Origin of the sequence: Lactobacillus helsingborgensis, from assembly GCF_000970855.1 — a bacterium.
GTDB lineage: Bacteria > Bacillota > Bacilli > Lactobacillales > Lactobacillaceae > Lactobacillus > Lactobacillus helsingborgensis.
Genome location: NZ_KQ034047.1, coordinates 1 through 11,813, shown reverse-complemented (window position 1 = coordinate 11,813; position 11,813 = coordinate 1). Strand labels below are relative to the sequence as shown.

Annotated in this window: 9 protein-coding genes; all 9 read left to right on the top strand. The window is 38.4% G+C overall.

From position 1 onward, the window contains the following. Positions 1–14: 14 nt before the first annotated feature. The 9 genes from mutS to JF73_RS05900 all read left to right on the top strand — a co-directional run bounded on the left by mutS (position 15) and on the right by JF73_RS05900 (position 11,750). The gene (mutS, locus tag JF73_RS05940) at positions 15–2,591 is read left to right on the top strand and encodes a DNA mismatch repair protein MutS (RefSeq protein ID WP_143435125.1); all 2,577 of its coding nucleotides are present in this window, start codon (positions 15–17) and stop codon (positions 2,589–2,591) included. Positions 2,592–2,593: 2 nt separating this feature from the next. Then, positions 2,594–4,474 carry a DNA mismatch repair endonuclease MutL gene (mutL, locus tag JF73_RS05935; RefSeq protein WP_046327425.1) on the top strand — a complete coding sequence of 627 codons (1,881 nt, stop codon included), beginning with the start codon at positions 2,594–2,596 and terminating at the stop codon, positions 4,472–4,474. A gap of 3 nt (positions 4,475–4,477) precedes the next feature. Further along, positions 4,478–5,062 carry a Holliday junction branch migration protein RuvA gene (gene ruvA, locus JF73_RS05930; protein ID WP_046327424.1) on the top strand — a complete coding sequence of 195 codons (585 nt, stop codon included), beginning with the start codon at positions 4,478–4,480 and terminating at the stop codon, positions 5,060–5,062. Positions 5,063–5,097: 35 nt separating this feature from the next. Continuing rightward, complete coding sequence (gene ruvB / locus JF73_RS05925) at positions 5,098–6,120, top strand: Holliday junction branch migration DNA helicase RuvB (protein ID WP_371212570.1); 1,023 nt, start codon at positions 5,098–5,100, stop codon at positions 6,118–6,120. Between the two features lie 67 nt (positions 6,121–6,187). After that, positions 6,188–6,667: a preprotein translocase subunit YajC gene (gene yajC, locus JF73_RS05920; protein ID WP_046327422.1), complete on the top strand. Its 480-nt coding sequence runs from the start codon at positions 6,188–6,190 to the stop codon at positions 6,665–6,667. 141 nt (positions 6,668–6,808) lie between these two features. After that, positions 6,809–8,257: a glucose-6-phosphate dehydrogenase gene (gene zwf / locus JF73_RS05915; protein WP_046327421.1), complete on the top strand. Its 1,449-nt coding sequence runs from the start codon at positions 6,809–6,811 to the stop codon at positions 8,255–8,257. Beyond that, positions 8,250–9,386, top strand: a complete 1,137-nt coding sequence (dinB, locus tag JF73_RS05910) for a DNA polymerase IV (protein WP_179853383.1) — start codon at positions 8,250–8,252, stop codon at positions 9,384–9,386. Before zwf ends, dinB begins: the two co-directional genes overlap by 8 nt. Before the next feature lie 53 nt (positions 9,387–9,439). Further along, a complete protein-coding gene (locus tag JF73_RS05905) occupies positions 9,440–10,396 on the top strand; it encodes a DHH family phosphoesterase (RefSeq protein WP_046327419.1) in 957 nt (318 codons plus the stop codon). After that, complete coding sequence (locus JF73_RS05900; RefSeq protein ID WP_046327418.1) at positions 10,389–11,750, top strand: DEAD/DEAH box helicase; 1,362 nt, start codon at positions 10,389–10,391, stop codon at positions 11,748–11,750. Before JF73_RS05905 ends, JF73_RS05900 begins: the two co-directional genes overlap by 8 nt. Positions 11,751–11,813 lie beyond the last annotated feature (63 nt).

Genomic DNA, 11,813 nt, shown 5'->3' with positions numbered 1-11,813 from the left:
CAAATTTAACGCCAATGATGGAGCAATATCATGAAATCAAAAAGCAGTATCCCGATGCTTTTCTTTTTTATCGTGTCGGAGATTTTTATGAATTATTCGAAGATGATGCGGTAAAGGGCGCACAAATTCTGGAGTTGACTTTAACTCACCGTTCAAATAAAGCTGAAAATCCTGTTCCCATGGCTGGGGTGCCTCACGTGGCAGTTCAATCTTATGTCGACACGTTGGTTGAGAAGGGATACAAAGTTGCTTTATGTGAGCAGCTTGAAGACCCGAAAAAAGCAAAAGGCATGGTTAAACGTGGCATCATTCAATTAGTTACGCCGGGAACCTTGATGAATGACAAGCCTAGTGAAGCTAAGGAGTCCAATTATTTAACTTCAGTTGTTTCCACCAAGAGCTGTTTTGGTCTTGCATATAGCGATTTATCAACTGGTGAAATTTACGCCACGCATTTAAAGAGTTTTGCTGCCGTGTCTAACGAACTGCTTTCACTACGTACGCGGGAAGTGGTTTTTAATGGTCATTTGAATGAACGCGACAGCGACTTCCTGCATAAGGCCAATATTACAGTGTCAGAGCCAGTCGAATTAACTGGGAAACATGCAGAAATTTCTTTTGCTGAACAAAACTTAACTAATTCTGCTGAAAAATCTGCTGTTAAACAATTAGTGGGTTACTTATTGCAAACACAGCGGCGCAGTCTGGCTCACCTTCAAGCTGCTCAAAGCTATGAAGTTAGTCAGTACTTGCAAATGTCTCATACTGTGCGGGATAACTTGGAGTTAACAGCTTCTGCTAAAACAGGCAAGAAAATGGGTTCACTGTTTTGGGTGCTTGATAAAACGCATACGGCTATGGGTGGACGCCTGCTCAAGCAGTGGCTGGCAAGGCCGTTATTATCGGTTGCCAAGTTAGGTCAACGGCAAGAGATGGTACAGGCTTTACTTGATGAATACTTTACTCGTGAAAATATTGTTGATGCGTTAAAAGGTGTATATGACCTAGAGCGTTTAACTGGTAGAATTGCTTTCGGCAGTGTTAATGCCAGAGAATTATTACAACTAGCACATTCTCTTGCTGCAGTTCCTCCAATATTAGCAGCAATGCAAAAAGCAGATAATAAAAACCTGCAAAATTTTGCTCAAGAAATTGATCCCCTAAGAGGAGTTGCCAAATTAATTACGTCCACTATTGTTGATCAACCACCCGTTTTAACTACAGAAGGTGGGCTGATAAAAAGTGGTGTTGATAGTCAATTAGACCGTTATCGGGATGCAATGAATAACGGCAAAAAATGGCTGACAGAAATGGAGCAGGAAGAAAGAGCGAAAACGGGTATTGATAACCTTAAAGTAGGTTATAACAAGGTTTTTGGCTACTATATTCAAGTAACCAATTCAAATAAGAATAAAGTGCCCCTTGACCGGTACCAGCGTAAGCAAACTTTAACTAATGCAGAACGATATATTACCCCAGAACTTAAAGAACATGAAAATCTTATTTTGGAAGCACAAACTAAGTCAACAGATTTGGAATATGAATTGTTTGTGAAATTGCGTGACGAGGTTAAAAAATATATTCCTGCTTTACAAAAATTGGGTGGGCAGATTGCTGCACTTGATGTTTTTTGTTCTTTTGCACAAGTGGCTGAAGAAAATAATTATTGCAGACCAGAATTTCATACCGATAATCAAGATGTGAAGGTGGTCGCAGGTCGTCACCCGGTTGTTGAACAAGTAATGAAGGCCGGTTCATATATTCCAAATGATGTCAAACTAACGGAAGACACTGATATTTTTCTAATTACTGGACCTAACATGTCGGGTAAGAGTACATATATGCGGCAAATGGCACTTATTGCCGTGATGGCGCAAATTGGGTCTTTTGTGCCCGCCGATAGTGCAGATTTACCGATTTTTGATCAAATATTCACCCGTATAGGTGCAGCTGATGATTTGATCTCAGGTCAAAGCACGTTTATGGTCGAAATGACTGAAGCAAATGATGCCTTACAGCACGCTACTAAGCGTAGTCTGGTTTTATTTGATGAAATTGGACGTGGAACTGCAACTTATGATGGCATGGCTCTAGCTGGTGCAATTGTCCAGTATCTCCATGATGAAGTTGGTGCTAAAGTACTATTTGCCACTCACTTCCATGAATTAACCGCGATGGAGCATACCTTATCACATCTAAAGAATATCCATGTAGGTGCAACTGAAGAAAATGGCAAATTGATTTTCTTGCATAAAATTCTACCTGGACCAGCTGATCAAAGTTATGGTATTCACGTAGCCCAACTAGCTGGTTTACCTAAAAAAGTGTTGCGCAAGGCAACTAAATTGCTTAAGAGACTTGAAGCACAAGGCAGTAGTTTAGGTCCTGCTTCTACTCAGTTAGATTTATTCAGTAATGAGCCTGAAGAATCGTCAGCAAGCGAATCTGAATTAGAAGCTGAAAATGAATTAACTGCTAAAGAGAAGGATATTCTAGATGAAATTTCCAATCTTTATCTAGCAGACCAAACGCCACTGCAAGTGATGCAATTAGTTGAAAATTGGCAAGAAGATTTAAAGGATGAAAACTAGTCATGGCACAAATACATGAGCTAGCAGTTAATCTGGCTAATCAGATTGCTGCTGGAGAAGTAATCGAAAGGCCAGCAAGCGTAGTCAAAGAATTGGTCGAAAATGCAATTGATGCTGGTAGTAGCAGGATTAGAATAGATTTTATTGATGCCGGTTTAAAACAGATCGTAGTTCAAGATAACGGATCTGGTATTCCCAGTGATCAAATTGACCTAGCTTTTACTAGGCACGCGACCAGTAAGATTAAAAATGAACACGATTTATTTAACGTCAGTACCTTGGGATTTCGGGGAGAAGCTTTGGCGTCAATTGCTGCTGTCAGCCATGTTGAAATTTTAACCAACGCAACCGGTAAAGTTGGCACGCGTGCCCAATTTTCAGCGGGGATTAAAAAAGGGCAAGAGGAAGCCGCAGCAGTACAGGGTACACAAATAACAGTCAAAGATTTATTCTATAACACGCCTGCACGGTTAAAATATTTACGTAGTCCGCGCACTGAAATTATGAAAATTGTTGATATAGTAAACCGCATAGCTTTAGGTTATCCAGATATTGCCTTTACCTTGATGAATGAAGGAAAGTTGTTACTTAGAACCGCTGGTAACAATAATTTACGCCAGACGGTTTCCAGCGTTTATGGCCGCAAAGTTGCCGAAGAAATGCTGGGATTTAAAAGTAGCGATAATGATTTTGAAGTTAGTGGATTAATTTCTAAGCCGGAACTGACTAGAGCAACCCGTAATTTCATATCTATTCTGTTAAATGGACGTTATATTAAAAATTTTAGATTATCTAGTGCAGTGATGGATGGCTATGGTAATAAACTTTCTGATAAACATTATCCCTTTGCCGTTGTAAGAATTAAAACAGATCCGCTTTTAGTAGATGTGAATGTTCACCCGACAAAACGAGAAGTCCGTCTTTCTAAAGAAACTGAATTAAGTCGTTTAATCACTAATGCAATCAGTACAGCGCTTTTAATTAAAGAAAATGAAGTTGATGCCGTCAATAATTTGACTGCCTCTAAAACAGAGACTTTGGTTGATCAACTCAAATTTAATTTAAATAAGAATGTAGTAGAAACTAAGAGAACCCCTGAAGTCGATGAGATTCGGGAAAATGAGCCAGATAAGATTAAGAATATCAAACACACGCGCTATGTAGATCTAAACATTCCGCGCGATGATGATCGTTACTTAATTACTTCTACTTGGTCTGACAATGTCAAAAAGCAGTGTCAATTAACACCTTTTAGTAGTAATAATTCGACTGCCGCCGTTATTTCAGCTGGCGATGAACTTTTAGCAAGTACCTTGCCGGAATTAACCTTTGTTGGTCAGACAGCTACATATATTATTGCGGCAAATGCTGGTGATTTGTACTTAGTTGATCAAGTGACAGCGAGAAGATTACTCGCTTTTAAAAAAATTATGCGTGATCTAGCCAGTCCCCAAATTAATCAGCAGGGATTATTAACTCCCCTAATTTTAGAATTTGGGAATCTAGATTATTTACAAATAAAAAACAAGATGGCTGACATTCAAAAATTTGGTATCTACTTGGAAGAATTTGGGCAAGATACCTTTATTTTACGGTCTTATCCTACTTGGCTTGGTCGAGATGTTGAACAGTCTGTGCGCCGCATTTTAGATTCTTTTATTAATGTTGATCAGGGCAGTAATGCTAGTTTGATTAAAAGAATTGCAGCGCAAGAGGCACAGAAAAAAATAGCTGGTCGCCAAAAATTAACAACTGCTGACTGCGGCGAGATTTTAACCAGTTTAAGAAAAATTAGTGATCCATATCATGATGCTCAAGGAAATCTAGTAATTGTGCGTTTGAAACAGAATGATATACGTAAAATGTTTAAAAGGAATGAATAGTTAATGTACGAGTATTTAGATGGCACGATTGCCTTTATTAGACCAAATTACATCGTGGTTGATGTAACAGGTATTGGTTATAAAGTATTTAGTCCTACGCCTTTTGCTTATCAAGAAGGACAAAAAGCACGTGTATTTATTGAACAAATTGTGCGGGATACAGGGATTACTCTTTATGGCTTTCAATCGGCAGATGATAAAGAATTATTTTTAAAATTGTTGAGCGTGAGTGGGATTGGTCCCAAATCTGCCTTGGCAATTATGGCGGCCGAAAATAGTAATTCACTTGCCGAAGCAATTGAAAAGGGCGAGGTTAAGTATTTAACTCATTTTCCGGGTGTAGGCAAAAAAACTGCCTCTCAAATCGTCTTGGATTTAAAAGGTAAGTTGGGAGATTTTGTTAAAAAGGCTAATTCAACTGTTTTGCCAGAAGTATCACCGGAATTAAATGATGCTTTATTAGCTTTACTGGCGTTAGGTTATACTAAAAAAGAAGTTGACCGTATTACACCGGCTTTAGTTAAAGAAGATAAAACCACTGCGGATCAATATATTAAAAAAGGTTTGGCTCTACTGTTGAAGAAGTAAATCTTGTTATAATATAATTAAGGTTTTAAAGGGAAGTGAGATTGGTGGCAGAAGATAAAAACGCAATAGTTTCTGGAAAAGTTCAGGGATCAGAAGATGAGCAGGCTGATTTTTCTTTGCGTCCGCAGACTTTAACTGCATACTTGGGTCAAAAACGAGTGAAACAAGAGATGGCGGTATATATTAAGGCGGCAAAGAAAAGAGACGAAGCTCTTGACCATGTCTTGCTATATGGGCCCCCCGGTTTAGGTAAGACTACTTTAGCTTTTGTTATTGCTAATGAACTGGGTGTAAATTTAAAAAGTACTAGCGGTCCCGCTATTGAAAAGGCTGGTGACTTAGTAGCCTTACTAACTGATCTTGATCCCGGTGACATTTTATTTATTGATGAAATTCATCGGCTAGCCAAACCCATCGAAGAAGTGCTCTATTCTGCTATGGAAGACTACTATGTTGATATTGTGATCGGTGAAGGACAGACTACCCACGCCGTCCACGTACCGCTGCCACCATTTACTTTAGTCGGCGCTACTACTTTAGCCGGCCAGTTGTCAGCACCATTAAGAGGACGCTTTGGGATTGTTGAGCATTTACAATATTACACTGTTGCAGAATTGGAAAAGATTATTTCCCGCTCCAGCAAAGTTTTTAATATTGAAATTGAGCAAAAGGCAGCACATGAATTAGCCAGAAGATCACGTGGTACTCCCAGAGTAGCAAACCGTTTATTAAGAAGGGTCAGAGACTTTGCCCAAGTTAAAGGTGAAAAGGTTATTTCGTTTGCTACTACTGCTGATTCTTTGAAGCAATTACAAGTTGACGATGAAGGCCTAAATCAAACGGATCGTAAAATTTTACGGGTAATTATTGAAAATTATCATGGTGGCCCTGTGGGTATCAGAACTTTAGCAGCTAATGCAGGTGAAGATGTAGAAACCATTCAGTCTCTTTACGAACCTTATTTAATGCAAAACGGGTTTTTGTTAATGACACCTAGGGGCAGAATGGCGACAGAGAAGGCCTACATTCATCTGGGATTGCCTTTGCCAGACAAATAATGCAATTATGCGTTATTTTTTGTATAATGAATAATTAGGAAATTAAAATTAATTGAGGAGTGTAAAAGTGAATACATTATTTTTAGCTAATGCTAATGCTGGTGGCGGAAATTTGATGATGATAGTATTTATAGTTGCTATCTTTGCCGTAACATATTTCTTCATGATTAAGCCACAAAAAAAGCAGCAACAAAAGAAAATGGAAATGATGAACCAATTAAAAAAGGGTGACAATGTGGTCTTAATTGATGGCTTGCACGGTAAAATTGATTCTGTTAATACTAAAGACAAAACAGTAGTAGTTGATGCTGACGGAATTTATTTGACGTTTAGCAGGATGGCTATTCAGCAAATTTTGCCAAGTAGCCCAGCTTCAGCCGAACCTGTTTCCGCAACTCCAGCCGATACTAAAGCTGAAGATCAAGCAGAAAGTGAACCTGAAAAAGAACCAGATTCAGAGCAAAAACCTGAAGCTCCTGCAGACAAACCTATAGAAGAAAAACCAGCCAGTCAATCTTCTGATGCTGCTGATGATCAAGAAAAATAACAAAGAATTGTGTCCTTAAAGGGACACTTTTTTATTGGCTTATTTTGTTAATAAGGGTTTATTATTGCGCAAAGTGTCAGTTTTTTTAAAAAATAGTATAAAATGATACTAGCACATATAGGTATCAGAAAGGATTTTCTCATGAAAAATATTCCAGTTATTATGATTATCTTTGGTGGTAGTGGAGATTTAGCACACAGAAAACTGTATCCTGCGTTATTTAATTTGTATGAGCAAGGTCTAATTCACGATAATTTTGCGGTAATTGCTACTGCACGCAGGCCCTGGTCGCACGAATATTTGCGTGGACAAGTGAGTGATGCGGTTCACGAAACTCACAGTGAAGTTAATGAAAATAATTTAGCTGAGTTTGCCAGTCATTTTTACTATCAATCTCATGATGTGACAAATGTAGAACATTATGAAACTTTGAAAAATTTAGCTCAGGAACTGGACGATCGCTATAGTTCACAAGGTAATCGAATCTTTTATATGGCAATGGCTCCCAGATTTTTTGGCACAATTGCCGAACATATTAACGACCAACACCTAACCAGCACCGGCTTTAACCGAATTGTTGTTGAAAAGCCTTTTGGTCGTGATCTTACAAGCGCAGAAGAATTAAATAAGCAAATAACAGCATCATTTGCTGAGGATGATATTTTTAGAATTGATCATTATTTGGGTAAAGAAATGGTGCAAAATATCTTGCCGTTACGCTTGACTAATCCATTGATTAAGAATGTTTGGAATAATGAAAATATTAAAAATATCCAAGTCACTCTAGCTGAAAGGCTGGGTGTTGAAGCTCGTGGGGGTTACTATGAGACTTCAGGGGCTTTGCGTGACATGGTTCAAAATCATATTTTTCAAATAATTACATTACTGGCTATGCCAGAACCCAAAGATTTGACTTCAAAAAGTATTCATGAGGCAAAGCAGGAACTATTAAGTAGCCTGGTAATACCTTCTGAAAAAGAAATTGCCGCTCATTTTGTCAGGGGCCAATACTTAGGTAGTGATGTTACTTTTGGCTATCGCCAAGAACCAAATGTAGCAGCAGATTCACAAACAGAAACTTTTGTCGCTGGAGAAGTAAAGTTCAAAAAGGGTCCATTAGCAGGAACACCAATCTACTTTAGAACAGGTAAAGAAATGAGGGAGAAGAAAAATAGAATTGACATTGTATTAAAGCATAAATCTAATCAATATGGCAGAGCTCATTCAAATAACATTACAATTATTATTGACCCGCAGATGCAAATTTTTATTACTATTAATGGTAAAAAAATCAATGAAAGTGGCATCAGACGGGAAGACCTGAGCTATCTTTTTTCGCAAGAAGAACAAAATCAGGTGCCGGATGGCTATGAGCGCTTGTTACATGATGTCTTTATCAATGATTCCACCAATTTCACCCACTGGAGTGAACTAAAGAATTACTGGCACTTTATTGACCAGATTGAAGAAGTCTGGCAAAAGGAAAATGAACAAGGTCATGAGCCTGAGCAATATTTGCCATATAGGATGGGACCTAAAGCAGCAAATAAAATTTTTGAAACACCGACTGAGCGCTGGATTTATGACTAAATTCGATGATGGCCTGCTACCACAAAATGACACGCACAGAAAGATCATTCACCTTGATATGGATGCTTTTTATGCTTCTGTTGAAACTCGCGATCATCCTGAACTAAAAAATAAGGCACTAGTAATTGGGCAAGATCCGCGTGACTATCACGGTCATGGCGTTGTGGCAACAGCAAACTATATTGCGCGTCAATATGGTGTCCATTCAGCAATGCCGTCAATTAAGGCACTTAGACTGATACCAAAAAACAAGTTGGTCTTCATGAGTCCAGACTTTACCAAATACCATAGAGTTTCAACGGAAATACACCAGTTAATGCACGAAATTACAGATAAGGTGCAATCTATCGCGCTTGATGAAGCATATTTAGATGTCACTGAAAATAAGCAGGGTCTTTCTTCCGCGCTTCAAATCGCAATTAATTTACAAACCAAGATTAAACAAGAGGTAGGCTTGAACTGTTCTTTCGGTGTAACTTACAATAAATTTCTCGCAAAGATGGGTTCTGAATACTCCAAACCTTTTGGTCGCACCATTATTTTGCCTGACGAAGCGCAAGAATTTTTGGCTAGGCAAAAAATTGCCCGTTTTCATGGTATTGGTCCAAAGACGCAAGCCAAATTAGCAGAGATGGGTATCTATACAGGACGCGGCTTGCAAAAAATACATGTTCGTGATTTAATTAAGCATTTCAACCGTATGGGCTATTTGATGGCTGAACATGCAAATGGTATTGATTTGTCACGGGTAATACCAGACGATGAACGCAACCGTAAATCAATTGGCATTGAGCGTTCTTATGAGCCCAGTGTTTATAATGAGCAGACTGCACTTACTAATTTGCGCAATTATGTTAATGATTTAGCGGATAAACTAAGCGAGCGCAATTTTTATGCTAATACGATTGTTTTAAAAATTAGAAATAGTGAGTTTAAAACTCTTACTAAAAGACGTAAACTTGAACACGCTACGAATAATCCTTTGGAAATTTATGATGCTGCTAAAGATTTGTTTGACCCAATATCAAGCTCCTTTTTAAACGACGGTATTAGGCTTCTAGGAGTAACGGCTACCGATTTTTCTGAAGCAGATTATGAAAATATGGATTTAAATCTATTTACTAAATGAGCTATTTTATTGTTAAACTAAATATTATATTTGCTAAATAAAGGAGTATAGATATGAGCACTTTTGACCAAATTTATCAAAAAATCACACAATATGACACCATCATTCTACACAGACATACTAGCCCTGATCCAGATGCTTTGGGCTCACAGGCGGGGCTGGCTCGTTCTTTAAAATTGCAGTTTCCGACTAAGCAAATTTTATGTGCCGGTGAAAATGATGAAGGCGATCTCGATTGGATTAATAAAATGGACCAGGTCACTGCTGAGGATTATCAAGGCGCCCTGGTGATTACCACTGATACTGGGAATACAGCTAGAATTTCAAATAAGATGTATAGTAAGGGTGCTTTTTTGATTAAAATTGATCATCACCCGGATGTTGAACCGTATGCGGATATGAGTTATGTTGACGATCAAGCGCCTGCTGCCTCACAAATTATTGCCGATTTTATTATTAGTGAAAAAATGCCGTTAACAAAAGAAGTAGCCTACCCGCTTTATGCCGGCATAGTTGGTGATACCGGTAGGTTTATGTACCCGGAAACATCAGAGCATACTTTTAAAATTGCAGCTAAATTGGCAGCTACTGGTATCAATATCAATGAAATTGCACGTAACATTAGTGATGTTACTTTTGAACAGGCAAAATTGCAGGCAATCGTTTTGGATTATATGAAAGTTGATCCTAGCGGTGCTGCTTATGCAGTCCTAACGCAAAAAACTTTAAATGAATTAGGGGTTGACTCTGATCAGGCTTCCTGCACAGTTTCTACTCCAGGGCGGATAAAAGATATTATCGCCTGGAACGTATTTGTAGAAAAGCCTGATGGTACTTTTAGAGTCCACTACAGGTCAAAAGGTCCCGTAATTAATGAACTGGCTGCTAAACATGATGGCGGCGGGCATGCTTTAGCAAGTGGTGCTAATGCTCAAGACATGGGTGAAGTTAAGCAAATTTTTGCCGAATTAGTTCAAGTAACCAAGGAATACCAAGAGGAACATGAATAATATTTTTGAAAACGAACAGTTAAATCCAGCAATTAGGCAAGGTTTAAAAAAGATCAATTTTGTTAAACCGACAGAAGTTCAGGAAAAAGTAATTCCCGTATTATTGGCACACAGAAATGTGGTGGTACAGGCAGTCACCGGATCTGGTAAAACTCACGCTTTTTTGCTTCCAGTAATGAACGAAATTGACACAAACTTGCAATATCCTCAGGCAATTCTAACAACACCTAGCCGTGAACTTGCGCAGCAATTGTATCAAGTGACCAGGCAGTTGCGGGATGCAGCAGGATTGAATATTTCTGTTGCGCATTTAGCTGGCGGAACTGACCGTGAAAGGCAGATAGAAAAAATTAACCGCCGCAAACCTCAACTCATTATCGCTACTCCAGGACGTCTGCATGATTTTGTTGAAAAAAAGGTTTTACCGTTAGATTATGTTAAAAATTTTGTCATTGATGAAGCTGATATGACGCTGGACATGGGATTTTTAAGCGATATTGATTTTATTGCTCAGCGTCTAATGCGGGATTGTGTCATAGCAGCTTTTTCTGCCACTATTCCAGTGAAACTTGCTAATTTTTTACGCAAATATATGGCTAAACCGGAGACAATTATTATTGATAATCCTGCTGTTATTTCTCCCACAGTCAAAAACGATTTAATTGATATTGGCGCTAAAAAACGCGAGAAAGTACTTTACCAAGTTTTAACTCTCGGTCAGCCATATTTAGCATTGATTTTTGCTAATACGAAACAAACAGTAGACGAATTGGCTGCTTTTCTGACTAATCAAGGACTTAAAGTAGCTAAAATACACGGCGGGATAACTGAACGTGAACGGAAAAGGACTTTGCGTGAGGTTGAAGCGGGGCAATATCAATACGTTGTGGCAACTGATCTCGCAGCTCGCGGTTTAGATATTAAGGGCGTTAGTTTGGTTGTCAATTATGAAATTCCACGTGAACTAGAATTTGTCGTTCATCGTATCGGTAGGACTGGTCGGAATGGGATGAGTGGTCACGCAATTACTTTAATTCGCGAAGAAGAAATGGATCGCATTCTGAAATTGGAAAGAATGGGTATTCAATTTGATTTTGTTGAAGTTAAAAATGGTGCTCTGGTACCACGAAAGCACTACCATAGTCGTAACTCTAGGCAATCAGCTGCCCACAGTTTAGATAATAAAATGAGGGGCATAGTTAATAAAGCGAAAAAGAAGCGCAAACCTGGTTATAAGAAAAAGATTAAACGTGCTATTCAGCAAGATAAAGCCCAGAAAAATAAAATTGAACAGCGCAATAAGATTCGCAAGGCAAAAAGGCAAAGAAAAAGACGTCGTGAAGATCAATCTTAATAAAAAAGACTAAATAAAAAATTAGTTGCACTTTTAAAACTAATAAATCAGTGTTTATTAGGC